This window comes from Enterococcus rivorum (assembly GCF_001742285.1).
GTDB lineage: Bacteria > Bacillota > Bacilli > Lactobacillales > Enterococcaceae > Enterococcus_L > Enterococcus_L rivorum.
This window is the reverse complement of sequence record NZ_MIEK01000001.1, coordinates 79,775-101,080: the sequence shown is the minus strand read 5'-3', so window position 1 is coordinate 101,080 and position 21,306 is coordinate 79,775. Positions and strand designations below refer to the sequence as shown.

Annotated in this window: 19 protein-coding genes, 1 pseudogene and 1 other annotated feature; of the genes and pseudogenes, 15 read left to right on the top strand and 5 right to left on the bottom strand. The window is 35.8% G+C overall.

From position 1 onward, the window contains the following. Positions 1-163: 163 nt before the first annotated feature. The 4 genes from BCR26_RS00480 to BCR26_RS00465 all read left to right on the top strand — a co-directional run bounded on the left by BCR26_RS00480 (position 164) and on the right by BCR26_RS00465 (position 4,102). Positions 164-976 carry a MetQ/NlpA family ABC transporter substrate-binding protein gene (locus tag BCR26_RS00480; RefSeq protein ID WP_069696994.1) on the top strand — a complete coding sequence of 271 codons (813 nt, stop codon included), beginning with the start codon at positions 164-166 and terminating at the stop codon, positions 974-976. Between the two features lie 666 nt (positions 977-1,642). After that, the gene (locus BCR26_RS00475) at positions 1,643-2,461 is read left to right on the top strand and encodes a DUF169 domain-containing protein (RefSeq protein ID WP_139124842.1); all 819 of its coding nucleotides are present in this window, start codon (positions 1,643-1,645) and stop codon (positions 2,459-2,461) included. A gap of 4 nt (positions 2,462-2,465) precedes the next feature. Continuing rightward, complete coding sequence (locus BCR26_RS00470) at positions 2,466-3,443, top strand: methionine ABC transporter ATP-binding protein (protein ID WP_069696993.1); 978 nt, start codon at positions 2,466-2,468, stop codon at positions 3,441-3,443. Further along, positions 3,440-4,102 (top strand): methionine ABC transporter permease, encoded by a 663-nt coding sequence (locus BCR26_RS00465; RefSeq protein ID WP_069696992.1) that lies wholly within the window; start codon positions 3,440-3,442, stop codon positions 4,100-4,102. Before BCR26_RS00470 ends, BCR26_RS00465 begins: the two co-directional genes overlap by 4 nt. 67 nt (positions 4,103-4,169) lie before the next feature. Here BCR26_RS00465 and mnmM read toward each other — a convergent pair whose 3' ends face one another. The 5 genes from mnmM to BCR26_RS00440 all read right to left on the bottom strand — a co-directional run bounded on the left by mnmM (position 4,170) and on the right by BCR26_RS00440 (position 8,305). Beyond that, positions 4,170-4,733, bottom strand: a complete 564-nt coding sequence (mnmM, locus tag BCR26_RS00460) for a tRNA 5-(aminomethyl)-2-thiouridylate-methyltransferase MnmM (RefSeq protein WP_069696991.1) — start codon at positions 4,731-4,733, stop codon at positions 4,170-4,172. Further along, positions 4,733-5,701 carry a tRNA modification radical SAM protein MnmL/YtqA gene (gene mnmL, locus BCR26_RS00455; protein WP_069696990.1) on the bottom strand — a complete coding sequence of 323 codons (969 nt, stop codon included), beginning with the start codon at positions 5,699-5,701 and terminating at the stop codon, positions 4,733-4,735. The genes mnmM and mnmL overlap by 1 nt, the downstream gene beginning before the upstream one ends. A gap of 14 nt (positions 5,702-5,715) precedes the next feature. Next, the gene (locus tag BCR26_RS00450) at positions 5,716-6,369 is read right to left on the bottom strand and encodes a phosphatase PAP2 family protein (RefSeq protein WP_069696989.1); all 654 of its coding nucleotides are present in this window, start codon (positions 6,367-6,369) and stop codon (positions 5,716-5,718) included. Between the two features lie 246 nt (positions 6,370-6,615). After that, positions 6,616-7,644, bottom strand: coding sequence for a DUF4097 family beta strand repeat-containing protein (locus BCR26_RS00445; RefSeq protein WP_069696988.1), 1,029 nt, complete (start codon positions 7,642-7,644; stop codon positions 6,616-6,618). A 1-nt stretch (position 7,645) separates the two neighbouring features. Beyond that, positions 7,646-8,305: a DUF1700 domain-containing protein gene (locus BCR26_RS00440; RefSeq protein ID WP_069696987.1), complete on the bottom strand. Its 660-nt coding sequence runs from the start codon at positions 8,303-8,305 to the stop codon at positions 7,646-7,648. 421 nt (positions 8,306-8,726) lie between these two features. On the opposite strand from BCR26_RS00440, the gene BCR26_RS00435 reads away from it, so the two are divergent. From BCR26_RS00435 to abc-f, 11 genes and pseudogenes are all read left to right on the top strand, one after another. Next, entirely contained in the window at positions 8,727-11,249 is a 2,523-nt protein-coding gene (locus tag BCR26_RS00435) for a LysM peptidoglycan-binding domain-containing protein (protein ID WP_069696986.1), read from the top strand. Between the two features lie 44 nt (positions 11,250-11,293). Beyond that, positions 11,294-11,512: a binding site (T-box leader), on the top strand. 89 nt (positions 11,513-11,601) lie between these two features. After that, positions 11,602-14,115 carry a leucine--tRNA ligase gene (gene leuS, locus BCR26_RS00430; protein WP_069696985.1) on the top strand — a complete coding sequence of 838 codons (2,514 nt, stop codon included), beginning with the start codon at positions 11,602-11,604 and terminating at the stop codon, positions 14,113-14,115. A gap of 432 nt (positions 14,116-14,547) precedes the next feature. Beyond that, positions 14,548-15,033 (top strand): hypothetical protein, encoded by a 486-nt coding sequence (locus BCR26_RS00425; RefSeq protein WP_069696984.1) that lies wholly within the window; start codon positions 14,548-14,550, stop codon positions 15,031-15,033. 53 nt (positions 15,034-15,086) lie between these two features. Next, positions 15,087-15,347, top strand: a complete 261-nt coding sequence (locus BCR26_RS00420; RefSeq protein WP_069696983.1) for a hypothetical protein — start codon at positions 15,087-15,089, stop codon at positions 15,345-15,347. A 10-nt stretch (positions 15,348-15,357) separates the two neighbouring features. Beyond that, entirely contained in the window at positions 15,358-16,035 is a 678-nt protein-coding gene (locus BCR26_RS00415) for a DUF5081 family protein (protein ID WP_069696982.1), read from the top strand. Beyond that, positions 16,025-16,318 carry a hypothetical protein gene (locus tag BCR26_RS00410; RefSeq protein WP_069696981.1) on the top strand — a complete coding sequence of 98 codons (294 nt, stop codon included), beginning with the start codon at positions 16,025-16,027 and terminating at the stop codon, positions 16,316-16,318. Before BCR26_RS00415 ends, BCR26_RS00410 begins: the two co-directional genes overlap by 11 nt. 40 nt (positions 16,319-16,358) lie before the next feature. After that, positions 16,359-17,672 (top strand): pre-toxin TG domain-containing protein, encoded by a 1,314-nt coding sequence (locus BCR26_RS00405; RefSeq protein WP_069696980.1) that lies wholly within the window; start codon positions 16,359-16,361, stop codon positions 17,670-17,672. Between the two features lie 3 nt (positions 17,673-17,675). Continuing rightward, complete coding sequence (locus tag BCR26_RS00400; protein ID WP_069696979.1) at positions 17,676-18,008, top strand: hypothetical protein; 333 nt, start codon at positions 17,676-17,678, stop codon at positions 18,006-18,008. 317 nt (positions 18,009-18,325) lie between these two features. Continuing rightward, on the top strand, positions 18,326-18,526 hold the full coding sequence (locus BCR26_RS18650) for a hypothetical protein (RefSeq protein ID WP_069696978.1): 201 nt from the start codon (positions 18,326-18,328) through the stop codon (positions 18,524-18,526). Between the two features lie 381 nt (positions 18,527-18,907). After that, positions 18,908-19,318, top strand: a pseudogene (gene fosX, locus BCR26_RS00390) (FosX/FosE/FosI family fosfomycin resistance hydrolase). A 348-nt stretch (positions 19,319-19,666) separates the two neighbouring features. Continuing rightward, the gene (abc-f, locus tag BCR26_RS00385) at positions 19,667-21,268 is read left to right on the top strand and encodes a ribosomal protection-like ABC-F family protein (RefSeq protein WP_069696977.1); all 1,602 of its coding nucleotides are present in this window, start codon (positions 19,667-19,669) and stop codon (positions 21,266-21,268) included. The last annotated feature ends 38 nt before the right edge of the window (positions 21,269-21,306 follow it).

Below are 21,306 nucleotides of genomic sequence, written 5' to 3'. Positions count from 1 at the left end.
GAGGAACTTTCGATAGAAGAAAGTTCCTCATTTTTTATTAAATTTTTAGAGGTGAATATTAAGATGAAAAATGTTTTATTAGCAGATAACAAAAAGTAGTCCCTAATTGTAAATAGTTTGTGATAAAATTAACGTAGCACAAAATTTGAGGGGGAATCTGTTGATGAAAAAAGTTGTTAAATTTTTTGGGGTGATGATGGTTTTATTTTTACTGGGCGCCTGTACCATACCAAAAAATGAAGAGAGTAACGAGGAAAAGAAAAAAATTAAGATTGCTTGTAACCAAGTTTCTGAAATCGTTTTAAATGCAGCTAAGAAAGACATGGAAGAAAAAGGGTATGCCCCTGAATTTGTTGTCTTCTCTAATAATATCGAATCTTTGGAAGCGGTTAATTCTGGGGATGTAGATGCGGCTTTTGCACAACATAAGCCTTTTGTTCAATCCTTTAATCAACAAAAAAATGGTGATTTAGAATTAATAAAACCTTATGTTTACTATACTGGTATTGGTTTGTACTCCGATAAATACAAAAAACTGGAAGAGATCCCAGATAACGCTAAGATTGCAATTATGAATGATGCCATGAATCGTGATAATGCACTAAAAATGTTGCAGGATGCGGGATTAATTAGCTTAACTAGTGACAAAAAGACAGGGTATACCATTTTAGATATTGAAAAAAATCCCAAAAATATCGAATTTATTGAAATTGAACAGGCACAAACCGTACGTAGTTTAGAGGACTTAGATGGAGCGGTGTGTTTCTTTACGTTTATGTTTAAAGCAGGTAGAGATTTTAACGATTATCTTGTTCGCGATCAAAATGCTTCTGAATTTCCTAGTAGTTTAATCGTAAAAAAAGAAAATGCCGATAAGAAATGGGCGGAAGAGATGAATGCATCTCTATTAACAGAAAGAAGTAAGAAGGCAATTAATGACCATTTTAAAGGTGTCTATACTTTTTATGAAAATTAACTAGCACCTTGACCGACTAAAAAAACAAGATGATTTAAGATTAAAGGAGAAGTAGGCAGTACAGAAGCGACTCGGTAAAGCCCGTTGATTTAAATCCTAGCACTGTTTGTCAAGAAGTTACATCCCGTTATCATATAGTTATGGTGTAAAGACGAATTAGATAACTGGAGTCAAATGAGCTGTAGAAGCTTGCAAAACAGCTAAGGAAACTTGTACAGTTCATCCTCTGCTCTGCAAGTCGTAGCAATGATTCCCAGCACTGTTTTTTGACGAGCTGTACTTTACGAGGAAACACTGTTTTTTTGAGAAAGCATTGCCTCTCTATGACAAGCTGTACTTTGTGAGGAACAGAGGAGACAACGCTCACGATGTTCGCCTTCCTTCACCGAGTAGGTACTATTCACTATCAATTCACTACGTGCATTGTGGTTCATAGCAACTCTTAATGTTTTAGCCTTTAGAAGTTGATGAGATCGAAATAAAGCGTAGCTGAATGGAGTGTACTATTCATCATCGAATCACTACGTTCTCCGTGATTCATAGTAATTCCCAACTTCATTGGAAGCTATTTGTTCATTCCTTGAAGCACAAGCACTGACTCTACAAAAAATTCAAACGATTCATTTAAATATGGCTAAAATGCTAGTAAAATATGGGGGAATAAAAATGACGTACGTAGAAAGTTTAAAGAAATTTGATGATTTACTTGACTTAAAAAGACAAATAGTAGGAATTTATTTTTTTGAAAATGAAACAGAGTATAACCAATTTGTTGCACCAGTCTGTCAAAAATTATTACCATATTGTGTAACGGTGCGAAATGCTAGTGAAGGGCAAGGGACAAAAATGACTGTCGAAAATTTTGCTTGTCCAGCTTCAGCGGTCGCTTTAGGCTTAATTCAAGAAGATGATTACAGTCAATCAGGAGAAAAACATGCGAACATGAAAGTTTATAAAAACTTATGTGTTAGTCGTTCTGTGGCAGAAGATATGGTTTATTGTCAAAAGAGGATTTTTGGTGTTGGAGTAGTTCCTGCAAAAGATTGGGATGGGAATCCAGATATGGTCATTATTGTTACTAATCCAGCGAATGCTATGCGAATTTTGCAAGGACATGCGTATCATTCGGGGCAATTAAAAGAAATTAAAATGGCCGGTATGCAAGCAATCTGCCAAGAATGTACTTCTTATCCTTATGAAAAGGATCAAATTAATATTTCGATGATGTGTTCAGGAACGCGGCATGTAGGAAGATGGGGAGAAGATGAAATGGGGCTGGGGATCCCATATTCTCAATTTGCTAAAGTAGCTGATGGGATAGAGCAAACGTTAAATCCTATGGAAAATAGTCAAAACAAAAAGAAAATTTTGGATAAATTAAAAATAGAAAACAGAGAGAACGATTACAAGGTTAATCGGAAAGAAAACTACTATCGAGGAGCCTATCAAGGGATCAAAAATAGAAATAATTCATCAGGAGCCTAAAAGGATGATCGTGATTGAAAAACTGGCAAAAAAGTATGCTGATAAAGCTATTTTAAAGGATATCTCTTTAACCATTAATAAAGGGGAAATATATGGAGTTGTAGGAATAAGCGGTGCAGGGAAATCAACTTTGTTAAGGTGTCTTAATGGATTAGAAGACTATGAAGGGGGCTCTATCAAAATAAACAATCTGGAAGTCAAAAATCTTACAGAGAAAGAACAGCAAGCATTTAGAAAAAAGATAGGCATGGTTTTCCAAGATTTTACGTTATTAAGTCGAAAAAATGTATTTGATAACATAGCACTTCCGATGAAGTGTTGGGGCTATTCAAAAAAAGAAATTGAATCTAAAGTCACTGAATTACTACTATTAGTTGGGCTAGAAGACAAGATTCATGCGATGCCTGACCAACTTTCAGGTGGACAAAAACAACGGGTAGCGATTGCACGAGCATTAACGCTTGAACCAGAACTATTACTTTGCGATGAAGCAACTTCAGCTTTAGATCCTAAAACAACGAATGAAATTTTAGAACTATTATCAACTATAAACCAAGCCTTAGGAATCACAATCATCATAGTGACACATCAAATTAGCGTCATCAAACAGGTATGCCACAAAATGGCATTGATTGAAAAAGGAAAAGTTGTAGAACATGGCGCAGTTGTACAACTCTTTTTTGAAGAAGGGGTAGCTTTGAACTCACTTTTAGGAAGAAACAATCAGCATCAAGTAGAAAGAACAGGGACTTATTTCAAAATTCTTGAGGCAGCGCCCCATAGCGAATCTTTACTATATCGTCTTTCACAAGCGGTTCCTTTTCCTTATTTACTCATTAGAAGTGAGATTGAATCCTATCGTAATCAAACATATGGGCTATTTCTAATCAAGGTAGAAAAGCACCATTTAGTGTTATTTAAAAACTTTTTCGATCAAATAAAATGTGTCTATCGGTTAATCGAAGAGGAGGAGATAAAGTGAGCTATTTTGATTTATTTACTAAAATTTTATTTCCCAGTTTGAAGGAAACTTTAGTAATGGTCTTTTTTTCAACACTCCTAGCAACCGTTGCTGGCTTCTTATTATCTATTGTTTTAACGTATACGAAAGAGAACGGTTTAAAACCTAATAAAATAGTTTATAAGTTTTTGGATGCTCTCATTAACATTATACGTTCTTTTCCATTCATTATTTTGATTGTGGCGATTTCTCCATTTACTAGATTACTTGTGGGCACAACTATCGGGATTCAAGCAGCAATTGTTCCTTTAACGTTAGGCATGACACCTTTTATTGCTCGGTTATTTGAAAATAACCTAAATGAAGTGAACCCTAACTTAATTGAAGCAGCCAAATCATTTGGCGCATCAAACTTGCAAGTTTTTTTCAAAGTGCTGGTCGTAGAGGCTTTTCCAGCCATGGTTGCCAGTAGTATTTTGTCTATTATTTCGGTATTGGGGTCGGTAGCGATGGCAGGAACTGTTGGAGCAGGAGGGTTAGGTTCTACAGCAGTGATTTATGGGTATCAAAACTTTGATGACAAAATTTTGTACAGTGCGGTTATTTTATTGATTGTTTTTGTTCAGATAATCCAAATTGTAGGGAATTTTATTTATCGAAAAGTAAAAAAGGTTGGTTAAAGGAATCCTATTGAAAAAAGCCTCTGATGACGGAATAGAGAACTTCCATCACCAAGGCTTTTAAAAATTATTTTTTTTCAATACAAAACAGAATAGGTGGATTATTTTTTTGATTGATAAATTGGTAGCTTAAAACATTGTAAATTTCCTGAGGGAGTTGTTGACAGTAGGTTTGAACCAAATCTAATTCAGCTTTCCCTCCATCGTGACCATAATAAACGACAACAATAATTCGTCCTTTTGGAACAAGATAAGACAATAAACGATCTAATGCTTGCTTAGTAGTGTCTGGTTTTGTAATGATTTGCTTGTCGCTTTTTGGTAAATAGCCCAAATTAAAAATAGCAGCAGTTAAAGGCGTTTCCTTCGGCAAAATAGCTGATACCGTTTCGTGTCCTTGGTTCAACAACGTTACCCGGTCAGATAAACCTAAAGCGGTTATTTTCTCTTTTGTATTTTCAACGGCTCGTTTTTGAATGTCGAAAGCATATACTTGTCCAGAAGAACCTACGAGTTGAGCTAAAAAAGCAGTATCATTTCCATTCCCCATGGTTGCATCAACGACGACGTTTCCTTCCGTAACAACATCACTGAGTAACGAGTGACTAAAATGTAACGCGGTTTGTAACATTAGTAGGAAACCTCCTTTGAAGAACGAATATTGTATTTTCCTTGGTAACTATCACGATTTTTTAATTCGTCATCGATTGCATTTAAAACTTCCCATTTTTTTAAGCTCCACATCGGACCAATAATCGAATCCGCTGGGGCATCTCCAGTCAGTCGATGGATGACAATCTCAGGTGGAATCATTTCGAGTTGGTCGCAAATCACATTTACATAATCGTGACGAGTCATTAATTGCAAACGACCTTCGTGGTAATCTCTGACCATTTTCGTATTGGTCATTAAATGGAGCAAATGAAGTTTGATTCCCTGAATATCAGAATCTAAAATTGTTCGACGGACATTTTCTAACATCATGTCTAGACTTTCTCCAGGAAGTCCATTAATCAAGTGAGTGCAAACTCGAATATTGTGCTTACGTAATTTTTCCACACCTTCTAAGTAGGTTTGATAATCGTGCGCTCGGTTAATGGTGGCACTTGTTGATTCATAAGTTGTTTGTAAACCAAGTTCTACCCAGAGATAATAACGCTGATTCAAGTCTGCCAAATATTCGACGACATCATCTGGTAAACAGTCAGGGCGCGTACCAATCGAAATACCTACCACACCTTTTTCATTCACGACTTGTTCAAAACGATGTTTAATAACTTCAAGAGGGGCATGGGTATTCGTGAAATTCTGAAAATAGACGATATATTGGTCCACTTGAGGCCATTTTTTATGCATCATGTGAATTTCTTTTTGAAATTGAATTGGTAAAGGTTCTTGGGGAGCAACAATCATATCACCAGATCCTGAAACACTGCAAAAAGTGCAACCGCCATGGGCAACTGTTCCATCTCTATTGGGACAATCAAAACCGCCATCTAGTGGCACTTTAAAAATTTTTCCACCAAATTGTTGACGTAGGGCATAATTCCAAGTGTGATAACGTTTAGTTGAATCGTCTGTATATGAAAATGAGTTCATTATTTTTCTTCTTTCTATTTCTGTTTATTTTTGAAGCGCCAAACAAATCGTTTTTCCAAGTAAATAGGGTAGCCCATCAATAACCAAGCAAGCCCAAAACAAAAACCTGCAAGAACATCACTAGGAAAGTGAACCCCTAAGTACACTCGGCTAATCCCAATAAAAAAGATACCAACACCGAGAATAATTTGTAAGGGAAGGCAGAGTTTACGATTTTTGATAAATTGAGGCAGTAGTAAAATCAACGTGCCATAGAATAAAACACTGCCAGTTGAATGACCACTGGGAAAACTATAACTAGTTTCAGTAACCAAATGGTCTAAACTAGGTCTTGATCTCATGAATAGAAGTTTGATAGCCGAATTTCCAATGCCAGCAAAAACAACAGTATTGACAGATAGCCACAAAGTTTCCGCATAGTATTTTCCTTGAAATAAAATCACTACAAATGCAAGAGTCAAAATTGCTATGGTCATTGGATTGGCGAATTTAGTATACCAGATGAAAAAAGTATTTAAGTTTGGATAAGGTGTCCGAATTATTTGAGTTAGTGTTTGATCAAAACCAGAAATCCAGTTAGGATAAAATCTGACAACATAGCCTAAAAACATAAAAATGACTAAAAAGCAGCTTCCAGCAAATTGATAGTAAAGTTTCTTTTTTTCCATAATAATAGTTAAGTAGTAGCAAGGATCTTAATCGAATTTAACTTGCTACGCTACTTTCAACCTCCTTATTTGTATATAGTAACGACATTCTTTGTTTGAATAGCTCGTCAAAAGGGTTCATTTATTCTTTGCTACTATAGATGACAGCGAGTTTCATTATACCATCATTTAAATTAGAACACATCTATCTAGGAATAGAAAAAAGCGAGAAGCACTAAAATGCTTTCTCGCAAAAATTATTAAAAGTCAATTTTCTTCGTGGCCAGAGGGACCGTCTACACTAATATCCCCTGTTTTAGTTGATAATTCAAAAGAACGATCAGCTTTTCCGTTACTATAGCTTGTCTTTTCATTTCCAAAAATTTCCACATCACCAAGTGAAGAAGTTGCTGAGATAGAAGTGTTGTAGAGAATTTCGTCAGTCTCAATAGAAATATCGCCTAAATTAGCTGTCACTTTCAATTTTTTTGGTAAATCATTACCCGTTAAGTCAAAGCTTCCTGTACCAATAGTGAAAGTAGCATCTCCCTTTAGATTTGAGACAGTGACATTTCCTAGGTTAGTTTCAATTGTTGAAACGCCATTCACTTCGCTTAAATAAATATCCCCTGTTCCTGTTTTTGCATTGAGTTTTTCTACTGAAAGATTTACTAATTCAAGGTCGCCGTAATTGGTTGCAGCAGAAATTTTTTTTGAACGGGTGTCGCCATATAAATTGATATCACCGGTAGATAATTTGATATCTAAGGTTTCTGTATTTACTTGATTGAAGAAAAGATCAGAATGATTCAAATCGATGGCTAAATCCTTAGTTCCAACGCCTTCAAAACTAACATCTCCAGCGCCGGCTCCTTCAACAATAATTTTTTCAGCGTTTTCAGGAATAGTGATTGTGACAGTTGGATTAAATTCATCAAAAAAGAAACCGATTCTAAATTTATTGGTTACAGTATTCGACTGATTTCCTGATGTTGAAATATTTAAACGATCTGTTTTTTCTTCCACTTTTAAAGTACTTTCTATCGTTGAAGAGGTTCCAAAAGATGTTTCCATTAATACCTTGTCACTAGCTTCGGTTTGAATCTTATAATCGGCATTGCCATTAAGGTTCAAATGAACTTCTTTTAATGCTTTTTTATTTTTTATCACGTGTTCTTCTTTTTTATGAGTAATCATAGTATTTTCAGCACGATGGTAGAAGGTCGCAGCGCCAATTCCTCCACCAATCATTGCAAGTACTCCAATCACTAAAAAGAATGCAGTTGTCTTTTTCATCTTAAACATCCCCTCTTAAAACTGAGATATTCCAAACAAAGTAATGCTTCAAAATGCGTAAAAACCAAGCAGTTAACGGCTTTAGAATTAATAAAGCAATGATTGATCCGCCAAAAAGAAAAATACTCAGAAATAATTGGAACATAGAACCATCATTATAGCCGGCAATTACAGCGTAACCACCAATAATTGGTGATAGCAAACAAGCAATCGCAGCAATCCAAACGCCTAAAAATCCCATTAAAATTCCAAAAAAGACCCAGATCATCATGAAAAAGTTCAAAGCTAAAATTCCTGCTATTTGACAGAAACGAACGAAAGGGCTATGGCGAGGGCGTTCATAAATACGATACTGCTCATCATAAGGATTGTGTTCATCAAAATCAGTTACATTGTACTCAGCTTCTTTTTCAGGATGAAATTCTTGCCAGCCATCACGTCCTAATTGTTTTTCTGGTACGTCAATATCAAATTCTTGTAAGATTTCTTCTGCAATTGTTCTAGGTTTACCTAACTCTTTTGCAATCGCTTCTTCTGTCTCACCAGTAGCAAGTCGTTCTTCAAAAATAGTTTCATACTTTTCTAAAATAAGTGCTTGCTGTTGATAAGAAAGAGGTTTTAAGTAAATTTTTAACTCAATCAAAAAATGTTCTTTATTCATTTTTCTCCCTCATTTCATTTATAAAAAGTCAAATAGTTCTCTCTTCTTAAACAACTATAATTTTTTTCAAGGAGAATAACAAGTACTTGCATAGAAAATCAGTCTAAGGTAAAGAGGAAAATCAGTCTATAGTCCTAGAAGAAGTGGACGCAATGAAAGGAGACGTGAATGATATAGAAATAGAATGACCAAATACCGCATATAGACTTCTACTCTATGATTCTAAAAATAGATAAATAGTTCAAATAATATGAATAAGATATTTAAAATAAATATATATAGTTTTTGTATGTTTCTTTCATTACAAGGACTTTAAATAACTGTAATTTAACCAAAAAAAATTTCAAATTTTCTCTAAAAAAAGGTATACTATTATACACAGCCAATGTTTTTTGGCGAAATAAGTTGGAGGACCATTATTATGAAAAAGCAAAATTTATCAAGAAAAGAGCGGAGGAAAGCCGGCCAATACAAATTAGCATCAAGACAAATCAAAAAAGGCACAACAGTTCTTAGTTCAGCAATCATGATTTCATCTATTGCAGCTCCAGTTGTTCTAACGCCTAAAGTAGCAGAAGCAACTGATGGAGAGTCATCTAGTGCTGAAATTTCCAATAAAACACATAGTCCAGTTGTTAATCAAAATGAGATGACAACAGATACATCAGATTCTACAACGCAAAATTCTACAACAGGATCAACTGCGACAGAAACAACTACTTCTTCAGAATCAGAAGTGGCGAATTCTACAGAGTCAAGTACATCAATTAATGAAGATTCAGAAAGTATCAGCGTGGATAGCGCAGAAGCCATCGATCTTGATAAAACAATGATTGGGCCAAAAATGGAGGCTTACGCTGCACAACCTCGCAATGCCGATGCTTTTATCGCTGAAATAGCAGGGTTTGCACAGCCTGTAGCAGCTGCAAACGATTTATATGCTTCTGTCATGATGGCACAAGCAATTATTGAAAGTGGTTGGGGAGCTAGTACATTATCACAAGCACCTAACTATAATTTATTTGGAATTAAAGGAAGTTATCAAGGCCAATCTGTGTATATGGATACATGGGAATATTTAAATGGAAAATGGGTTATCAAAAAAGAACCTTTCAGAAAATATCCTTCTTATCAGCAATCATTCAACGATAATGCCTATGTTCTAAAAAATACTTCTTTTCAAGCTGGTGTCTATTATTATTCTGGTACTTGGAGAAGTAGAACGAATTCATACAAAGATGCCACAGCTTGGCTAACTGGCCGTTATGCAACCGATCCAAGTTATGGTACTAAATTAAACAACATCATTTCCGCATATAATTTAACACAGTATGACTCTTCTTCTGGCGGAGGTAATACCGGTGGTGGAAATACTGGTGGCAATACCGGTGGCAATACCGGTGGAGGTAACACCGGAGGAAATACTGGTGGAAATACGTCAACTAAAGATTTGATTCATACGGTGAAATCAGGGGACAGCCTTTGGGCGTTAGCCAGCAAATATGGTACGTCTGTAGCAAACATTAAGAGCTGGAATAAATTATCAAGTGATACCATCTATGTTGGTCAAAAACTAATTGTTGGCAAAGGCACTGAAACAGGCGGTTCGACTGGTGGAAACACAGGAAATAACAACAATAATAACACTGGTGGAGGAAATACTGGAGGAAGCACATCTGGTAAAGATGTTGTTCATACAGTAAAATCAGGAGACAGCCTTTGGGCATTAGCTAGCAAGTATGGTACGTCTGTAGCAAACATTAAGAGCTGGAATAAATTATCAAGTGATACCATCTATGTTGGTCAAAAACTAATTGTTGGCAAAGGCACTGAAACAGGCGGTTCGACTGGTGGAAACACAGGAAATAACAACAATAATAACACTGGTGGAGGAAATACTGGAGGAAGCACATCTGGTAAAGATGTTGTTCATACAGTAAAATCAGGAGACAGCCTTTGGGCATTAGCTAGCAAGTATGGTACGTCTGTAGCAAACATTAAGAGCTGGAATAAATTATCAAGTGATACCATCTATGTTGGTCAAAAACTAATTGTTGGCAAAGGCACTGAAACAGGCGGTTCGACTGGTGGAAACACAGGAAATAACAACAATAATAACACTGGTGGAGGAAATACTGGAGGAAGCACATCTGGTAAAGATGTTGTTCATACAGTAAAATCAGGAGACAGCCTTTGGGCATTAGCTAGCAAGTATGGTACGTCTGTAGCAAACATTAAGAGCTGGAATAAATTATCAAGTGATACTATCTTTGTTGGTCAAAATCTAGTTGTTGGTAAAGGCACTGGTAGTTCAACAGGTGGCAATACTAGTGGCGGTTCAACAGGAAATACCGGAGGTTCTACTGGAAATAACAATGGAAATTCTGCAACAAATAGCTATTATACCGTTAAATCAGGGGATTCCTTATGGGGAATAGCCAATAAAAATGGTGTTAGTATCACGAATTTACGTCAGTGGAATAACCTTAATGGGGATATCATTTATCCAGGGCAACGCTTAATTGTTAAAAAAGGCAATGGCGACGGTGGAAGTACAGGAAGTAGTTCTTCTGGCAATACCGGAAGTAATGCCACTGGAGGATCCACTACCACAGGAACATACACCGTTAAATCTGGAGATTCATTATGGGTGATCGCTAATTCCAATGGTGTAAGCATTACTAACTTACGTGAATGGAATAATCTCAAAGGGGATGTTATTTACCCCGGGCAACGTCTAATTGTTAAAAAAGGCGGTTCAAGCAGTGGTTCATCTAACACTTCTAATAATAACGCTAGTCAAGCTGGAAAGACACATACCGTAAAAAGTGGAGATACTCTTTGGGGATTATCTGCCAAATATGGTACAAGTGTTCAACGAATTAAGCAATTGAATAATTTATCAAGTGATACCATTTACGTTGGTCAAAAACTAAAAGTTTAATAAAATAATTGAATTTCAACAGAAACTTTGGTAGTATATAGCTCATAGCGACAATGAAGAGGAATAGTAGAAAGAACTTTGTTTTAGAGAACGTATGGCTGGTGAAAATACGTACAAAAGCTTTTGAACTCGCCTTTGAGTTATTCTATTGAATCGTAGTAGGTAGAATCGGTGACGACCGTTACAACGTTGAAGGCTTACAATGACGGAAGTATTTGTAAGTAAAAATAGGTGGTACCACGTTGCATGTCTACGTCCTATAGGATTTTTTCCTATAGGGCGTTTTTTCTATAGTTGACATGTTGAAAAGAAAATAACTGCCCGTCAGTTAATTTAAATAGGAGGATGTAAAATGAGTTTTAATCACAAGGAAGTTGAAAAAAAATGGCAGAAGTATTGGGCAGCTCACAACTGTTTTAATACCCACGATGAGCCTGGCAAAGAGAAATTTTATGCGTTGGATATGTTTCCTTATCCATCTGGACAAGGGCTGCATGTAGGACATCCAGAAGGGTATACAGCAACGGACATTTTATCTCGTATGAAACGCAGCCAAGGATACAACGTCTTACATCCGATGGGTTGGGATGCGTTTGGCTTACCAGCAGAGCAATATGCACTAGATACTGGAAATGATCCAGCAGAATTTACTAAAAAAAATATTGAAACATTTCGTAGACAAATTAATGCACTTGGTTTTAGCTACGATTGGAATCGAGAAATTAATACGACAGATCCTGAATACTATAAATGGACACAATGGATTTTTACAAAACTTTATGAGCACGGTTTAGCTTATGAAGCAGAAGTCGCTGTCAACTGGGTACCAGAATTAGGAACGGTGATCTCCAATGAAGAAGTGATTGATGGGAAAAGTGAGCGTGGTGGTTATGATGTTATTCGGAAACCAATGCGTCAATGGATGTTAAAAATTACTGCCTATGCCGATCGTTTATTAGATGATTTAGAAGATGTTGATTGGCCGGAAAGTATTAAAGATATGCAAAGAAACTGGATTGGTCGTTCTGAAGGAGCGAATGTAACCTTTAAAGTTGCCGGAACAGAAGAAACATTTACTGTTTTCACTACACGTCCAGATACTCTTTTTGGGGCAACGTATGCGGTATTAGCGCCGGAACTTGAATTAGTCAAGACCATTACAACCCCAGAACAAAAAGCAGCCGTTGAAGCTTATATTGACGAAGCTTCTAAAAAATCTGATTTAAATCGGACCGATCTTGCCAAAGAAAAAACAGGTGTTTTCACAGGAGCCTATGCAGTTAATCCAGCCAATGGTGCGGAGATTCCAATTTGGATTGCCGATTACGTTTTAGCTTCTTATGGAACTGGGGCAATTATGGCTGTACCAGCTCATGATGAGCGTGACTATGAATTTGCGAAAACCTTCTCTATTGATATCATTCCTGTTCTTGAAGGTGGCGATATCGAAAAAGAAGCCTTTACTGGTGATGGACCTCATATCAATTCAGACTTCTTAAATGGCATGGACAAACTATCGGCTATTGCGAAAATGAATGAATGGTTGGAAGAAAAAGGCGTTGGGAAAAAAGAAATTAGTTATCGTTTACGTGACTGGTTGTTTTCACGTCAACGTTATTGGGGAGAACCGATTCCTGTCATCCATTGGGAAGATGGCACAACAACGACCATTCCAGAAGCAGAATTACCGTTGACATTACCAAAAACAGACGATATTAAGCCAAGTGGTACAGGAGAATCGCCTTTAGCGAATATCACAGAATGGGTTAATGTGGTTGATCCTGAAACAGGGAAAAAAGGTAAGCGTGAAACCAACACAATGCCACAATGGGCAGGTAGCTCTTGGTACTATTTACGTTATATCGATCCACACAATAAAAATGAACTGGCGAACTTTGAAAAATTAGAACGTTGGATGCCAGTTGATATTTACATTGGCGGTGCTGAACATGCAGTATTACATTTACTTTATGCTCGTTTTTGGCATAAATTCCTTTATGATATCGGTGTTGTTCCGACAAAAGAGCCTTTCCAAAAGCTATACAATCAAGGCATGATCTTAGGTCAAAGCTTCCGTGATAGTCGTGGAGTTCTTGTTCCTACTAATATGGTTGAAAAACGTGATGGGGTTTGGGTGAATATTGAAACAGGCGAAGCGTTAGAAGAAGCGCCTGCGAAAATGAGTAAATCATTGAAAAATGTTGTAAACCCAGACGATGTTATCGAGAAATACGGTGCCGATACATTACGAATGTATGAAATGTTTATGGGTCCATTGGATGCTTCCATCGCTTGGAGCGAAAATGGCCTTGAAGGAAGCCGTAAATTCTTAGACCGTGTTTGGCGCTTAATTGTTGATGAAAATGGTAAAATGCGCGATCGGATTACAACAGTAAATGATGGGAAAATGACAAAAGTCTACCATCAAACTGTGAAGAAAGTCACTGAGGACATGGAAAATCTGCACTTTAATACCGCAATTTCTCAATTGATGGTTTTTGTAAACGAAGCAAATAAAGCAGAATCATTGCCATATGAATACGTTGAAGGCTTTGTTCAACTATTAGCACCAATTGCGCCTCACATTGGGGAAGAACTTTGGGCTATCCTAGGCAACAAAGAAAGCTTAACTTATGCTCCTTGGCCAACCTATGACGAAGCAGCACTGGTTGAAGACGAAGTAGAAGTCGTTTTCCAAGTCAATGGAAAAGTCCGCTCAAAACAAAGTATCTCTCGCGGAACCAGTAAGGAACAATTAGAGGAAATGGCTTTAGCCTCTGAGAGTGTCCAATCTTTTATTGAAGGAAAAACAATTCGCAAAGTGATTGTTGTCCCAGATAAATTAGTGAATATTGTTGCGAATTAGAAATTAGTCAGATGATGGAAATATCAGGAATAATTAGCTCTTTGCCAAATAGGACAGATGAGTGAAGTTTAAGTAAGGTCAGAACAAAAAGTAAAATTTTTGTTCTGACTTTTTTTGCGCTAGTAATGAAAATAGGACTGAAAAAGCAATTCTGATTCATCATTCCTATAAATTGATAGTGAGAATCATCGTTTACATCATACTTAAAAATAGAGCGATTTCTAATGTGATACCTCGCTTATGTTAATCGGTTCAATAATTGGAAAAATTTATGAATTGAATCTAACGAGGGGATTCAATAATCAGTTCACTCTTTTTAGTTCTTTTTTATTATCACATATTTTTACCAAAAGGGAATGTTTTGATAATCCCCTAATTCACTTTATTTATTATGATAAAATAGTTATGTTGAAAATAATAAAGGAGGTAGACATGTTTCTAACTGCAGAATATAAACAAAAACGAGACAATTATAAAACCTTGAAACAGGGGCTTTCGACAACGTTAACACAGCACACGTCCTATATAGAACAAGCGACTGAGGTCATCAGTCAAGCTCAAAATCAGTTTGGCCAGCTATCCGATGCTTCTGGTACCCCCAATCAAGATACTATTACTAAAATAGATAAGCTTATGGAGAAAGTAACTACTTTTTCAAAAAAGCTCAGTGACCGAAATGAGAATTTAGCTACTGCTGAAGTTAGAGCCGCACAAAAATATCAAGAATATCATGAGCTATATCTGGCTGAAAAGCAACGAGAAGAGGCGTATCATGCGGAACAAGCACGATTGGCAGCGGAGAGTTTGAGAAGGGAACAGGAAAGACGATCAAATCCTGATTTTTCACGCTCAAATTCTGGTGCATCAGGAGATGATTTTTTCACACAGCATCAGCAACGATCAAATCCTTTTGGATAGGAGGAAAAAAGAATGGATGTATACATATTGAAGCAAGTGGGTTATCTGAAGTTGTGCAACTGGCGTCTTCTGCTGAAAGACAATTAACAAGCTCATTAGAACAAGCGAAAAAACTAGTGGCGTCCTCTAGTGATTATGGTCAAACTTGGACGGGAGAAGCTAAAGATAGCTATTTGATGTATTTGAGTATTGTCACGCAATACCACGAAGAGTTAGCTAAAAGTCTAAAACTTTATAAAAAGGCAGTAAAAAATTTACAAACAGATTGTACTACATTTGATTCCAGTGAGATGAGTGAAATAAAAAGTGTTTAGGAGGAAACGGATGGCAACTTTTTCAGAGGAAGAATTACTGGTGTTAGCGAATATGGTGGGGCATCAAGAATTATTCGGTGTCACCCAATTGCCTTACTATCGTTTAAATGAAGCTACTTTTATTCCGAAGGGGAGTTATGGACTACAGGAAAAAGGCTTGTTAGATGCGGAAAAACATTTAACAAAGAAAGGCTTTTTAGTGGCTTCATTGATTGAAAAATATGGCGATTCAGACACCTATCTTTGTTTGGATAGCACCTATTATGTTGCCCCTTTAGAGCAATCAATCGTATTAAAAAAACAAGAACAAGGGTTTCAGCTAACGATTCAGGAACCAGAAGCGTTATTAGGCCAATGGTTGACAGAATACACGATTCTTAGACGAGAAGGCAAACCAGAGGAACAAGAATTTCGAACCAGACGTACAAAGCTTTCGTTGGCGGAACTAAAAGAACAAGGGGGTGAAGCCGCATTAGTTGTCGGGCGGTTAACCCGAAAAGAAACGGCTATTGAAAGAAAGGAATATGGGTTTCTTTTATCTGAAGACCTCTTGTATCGCCTTGAAGAAAAGCAAGTGAAAAGAGTAAGTCAATATTGGCTGAATAAATGGTTGGTGGATCATTTAGGTATTTTTTATGAAAAACCAGAAGAACCAGTACAAGAGAGGATGAATTGGTTTGGCAGATAAAATAGTTGTAAACCCAACAGAGTTAACCGGCATTACAAGCTCAATTCAGTCCATTATTCAAGAGTTAGCAGCCGTTTCTGAAACATTAACCAACATTCAAGGGGCGTCCTACTATTTAGAAGGAGAGGCCAAAGGACAAGTCGGTATGTTTGGTGTCACTAGCGCAAGAATGGATGAATTGATTTCTCATTATGAGCGTCTTTCTTCGTATGTTGCTTTTGCTTCAGAAACAATCGTAGAAGTAGATCAGTCTATTTCCAGAAGTGTGAATGAAAAAAAATAGTTTTAAACCAATTGAAATGAATAACTAAAGGAGAGGTGACATGAAGGAGGTAAAGTATCAATCAAACGATTGGTTATCGTTGGTACAAGGCGTAGAATTAATGGCGAACGCCACGGTATTTGAATATTTTCAACAGGCAGATTTACTCAGTCAACAAGCAGAAACCCTTTGCGAAAGCTATGACTCGGATCGAGCGATAGACATTGAAACCGCAAAAAATCCCGCGTATAATGAACTAGAAACGAGATGGCACCAACTGCAACGAGCGATGCAACCTATTCCAGATACCTTATCTGCTGGAGTGGATCATCCATTTGATGTGGCGATGGATGAATTCATGGAAAAGCTCAGCAATATGAATATTATGGGGTATACAACGATGGCCCGAGGCGCTTATTCCAATGGCGTGAATGCTGTAGGAGTCTCGAAATACAAAATGAAAGTCGGGCTAGGAGATATTCTAGGCAGTAGCTCTCCTTTAACTGATTATTTACAGGTGGAGTATGAAGAGATGCGCCAGAAAGTCGGTGATGTTTCCTTTGAAGAGTATCAGAAGATGGCTTTTGCGGATACTTCCTTTGATTATTATTCCAAATCAGAGCAGATTACAGGCTTAGCCGTCACAATTATAGTAAACGGAACAGCTCTAGCAGTAGGAGCGATGTTGCCAGTCCCCATAATGATTGCGCTAGGATTAGCTGGTGGCGTGAAAAATGGGTATGATACTCTTTCCGGAAAAGACCTGATTACTGGTAAAGAATTAAGCCAAGGCGATCGTATTTTACGAGGGTTAGCTGGGATTGCGGATATAGGCTTAGCAGCTTACGGAACCTATAAAGGAATCAAAGCAATGAAAGGAACAAAGGGTGTCGTTCCGAAAGTAGAAGTGGATGGGTTTCACGGGAAAACGGTTAAGGTGGAGAAAGTTGGTAGAGCTGGAAAAACGAGTAAAGAAGTTGAAATAATTAATAAGAATGGTAGCCCTCTTGGGGAATTTGATGAAATTGATTTAAACAAAGGGATATTTTATGAAGATAAAACTGCAAAGGGTTTAGATGTAGTAAATCCTAGAACAGGATTACCAACTCAGACGCCACAACAATTTGCAGATAAACAAATTTATCAAAAAACCGTAAATAGAATTAAAAACTTAGATATTGCAGAAGCTACTAGACCTACAGTAAATGGTAGTCAGTCTATTCCTTCTTTGCAAGAAATAAAAGGAATTAAAAAATTTGTATTTAGGCTCGATGGTAATAGTGCTGAATTACAAAGTGTTGTAAATCAAAATATTAAAAAATTACAATCTGAATTTCCAGATTATACATTTGAAGTTATATTTGGAGGTAAGTAGAATATGTCAATCGGTATTATAATTGATGAACCAAAAAACGAGGAAGAACAATTGTTTTTTATTCCAGTTGCAACAGAAGAATTTTTTACTAATTATTGGCTAAAAGCTTCCAACGAATTACAATTGAGTTGGGTTCCTATTTTTGAAACAGGAATAGTGATTGAAAAAGAAGATATGCCAGTGATTCTAAAAGAAATAAAACTTGTTAAGGAATGGATAGAAAAAAATATTAAAAATAAAGATATAAAGATTGATATACAGAAAAGAATCAATTATATTTTAGAAAACTTACCTAAAGCATTTGAGAAAGAAAATATAAAGCTATATGTAGGATGATAATAAAAAAGGCACTTTACTATCTGATTGGCGTCGGATAGTAGTAAGCATGACCTCACTAATCAAGTTGCCAATAGCTAACAAAAGCTAACTGTATTTATTGTACAAAAATTCAAAGGACTTTTCTAGTCTTTTCGAATGTTTATTTGAAGTGCAATCAGCTACATTGTATAAACTATTGTGAAAGGTATTAGTGAGGCAACAATCACTGATACCGTTTTTTCATGTAATAAAAATTGAAGGAGTGAAACAAATGATTTAAACAGAAAATAAGCAACCAATCAAAGAAATTAGTCACCAAGATATTTATGCACTGTATGATGCATGGGAACAACTTCAATCGTGGCAAGAAGTTTTACCTGTATTGGAAAAATATTTCGAAGATAAAAATAGACCAGTTAACAAACAACAACTCGCCAGAAAATACTATTGAAAGTATTCAAGAACAATTAGAAACAGAATTTACTGAAAATAAATTTTTTGAGGATGTAATCATTAATTTATCGAAAACTGAATAAGGGATTTCTAGTTAAATAGAAGAGGAATTTTCCTATCCTAGTTAGTGCTGGATAGTAAAGTCTTTGATATTCAGTTAGAATGAAAATACTTGTTCTATCTTATTGTACGAACATTCAAAAGGCTTTTTAGTTTTTTGAATGTTTATTTGATTAGGAAATGTAAAGTGATTGTGAGCAATAAAAGTACTCTAAGGAACACAAGGGTGTTGCTGTTTAATGCATATCTAAAAAGTTGTGTTGCAATCATTTATTTTAAGTGTAAAATATATTTATTGAACGTTACATAAAAATTTTGAATAAGGGTAACGAATTAGTTTAAAACAGAAATACCATTTTTTTGGTATTTCTATTTTCATCTATTAGGTAAAGGAGGAACAAGTAATGAGTGGAATTCAAGGGATCAGCCATATGACCTTTATTGTCAAAGATTTAGAGTAAGCAACAAAGTTTTTTGAAGAGATATTTCATGCAAAAGAAATTTATGCTAGTGGAGAACAGACTTTTTCCGTTTCCGAAGAGAAATTTTTCTTAATAAATGATCTTTGGATTGCCGTTATGAAAGGGGAGTCTTTGCCAACAAAAACATACAATCATATTGCTTTTAAAATAGCTGAAGCTGATTTTGAGGAATACTGTCAGAGGATTGAAAATTTAGGTTTGGAAATTAAAGATGGGCGACCAAGAATTTCAGCCGAGGCGAGCTCAATCTATTTTTATGATTTCGATAACCACTTATTTGAGCTTCATACAGGAACTTTATCAGAACGTTTAAACCGATATCAACAAACCTAAAGTTACTTTGCTTGAAAGTAAGAAATTGTGATATAATAAAATGACAAATACTTTTTAAGGTGGTGAATAAGTCAATGGTTCATATGTCAAAAATAACAAATCAGTATTCTTTTATTATTGAATATCTTGCTTTTTGTCATGTGATTATTTCCGATTTTTTAGTCCAAGGGATGAGTGTATCCAAAAACAGACTATTAATCGAATAAAACAAACCATTCAGGCTTATAAACCAAGGAAGATTTATTAAATAAAATAACGGATAAGTCATGGGGTTCTTTCCTGTGGCTTTTTCTTTTTGAATAAAAAGTTATTTTCCTAATTTCTGAATGGTAGAAAGAAGGAAGAATGATGTTAGTACAATTACAGAAAATTACTAAGAATTATGGAACGTTACCACTTTTTGAAAACTTAAATCTTAAAATTAATCAAGGAGACAAAATCGGCTTAATTGGCGCTAATGGCTCAGGTAAATCAACGGTTTCAAAAATTATCATAGGATTAGAGAGTCCAGATAGTGGAACCGTCAGTTGCCAAAAAAATATCGAGATTGGTTACCTTTCCCAAATAATCAAAGCAACAGAACAGCCTGTTAGAGATTACTTATTAAGTAGTTATTCAAAATTGAATGATTTACAACAACAATTAACCTTTTTAGAGCAGCAAATGACTGAAAGACCTGAAGAGATAGAAAATGTTTTAGCAAATTATGGAACACGCCAAGAGGAATTTCAACTAGCTGGCGGTTATGAGCTGGAAAGCAAATTAGAAATGATTACAAATGGCTTGAAAATCAATCATCTATTAAATAATAACGTCTCTGAATTAAGTGGTGGTGAGCAGACACTTGTTGAATTAGCAAAAATATTAGTTCAAGAAAACGATCTTTTGTTATTAGATGAACCCACCAATCATTTGGATACAGAACGAATTTGTTGGTTGGAAGGCTATTTATCACATAGTAAAAGTGCTTGTTTGATTGTGTCGCATGATCGCTCATTTCTAGATAATGTCGTGAAAAAAATTGTTGAACTGGAAGATGGTCAATTACTTGAATTTCAAGGGAATTATTCTTTTTACAAAAAAGAAAAGGAAGTTCAGTTAGAGAAGTTAAGAATAGATTTTGCGGAACAACAAAAAGAAATCCAAAAAATGAAGTTGGCAATTCGACGATTTAGACAATGGGGTCATGAAGGAGATAATGAAAAATACTTCAAAAAGGCGAAGCAATTGGAAAAAAGACTCGAGAAAATTCAGAAAGTTCCTAAACCGAAAGAGGACAAAGCCAAATTGGAGAAAAAGTTTAAAGAAGCGGAACGATCTGGAAAAGAAGTTGTCCTGTTAAACAAAGTAGGTAAACTTTTTGGTCATCGGATATTGTTTAAAGGAGCAAGTGTGTCTCTATTTTGGCAAAATCGAACGGCGATTATTGGTGCAAATGGGACTGGAAAAAGTACTTTGTTAAAGCTGATTGCAGGAATCGAAAATCCTACTGAAGGAGAAATAAAAATAGGAAGTAAAGTTCAAATCGGTTATTTACCACAAATTATTCACTACACTGAACCAACCCGTACTATTTTACAAGAATTTAGCAACGCTTCTGAGGAATTTGAACAAGAGAATCGACGAATCTTAGCCAAATATGGTTTTTATCAAGAAGATGTGATGAAACAAGTCCGCTTTTTAAGTGGTGGCGAAAAGATTCGTTTAGAATTAGCAAAATTAATGCAAAAACAAGTCAATTTTCTTTTACTGGATGAGCCTACGAATCATTTAGATATTGAAACTAGAGAAGAGATTGAAGAAATCTTAGAGAATTTTAACGGGACTCTATTAGTCATTTCTCACGACCGCTTCTTTTTAGAAAAAATGTTTGATGTCTTTTTAGTTATTAAAGGACAGCAGATCACCAAAGAAATCGGGTATTATTCAGATATTATAGTTAGTGAATAGAGGGAAAAGTAAGCAGAGATATTTATTTGCCAAAATAG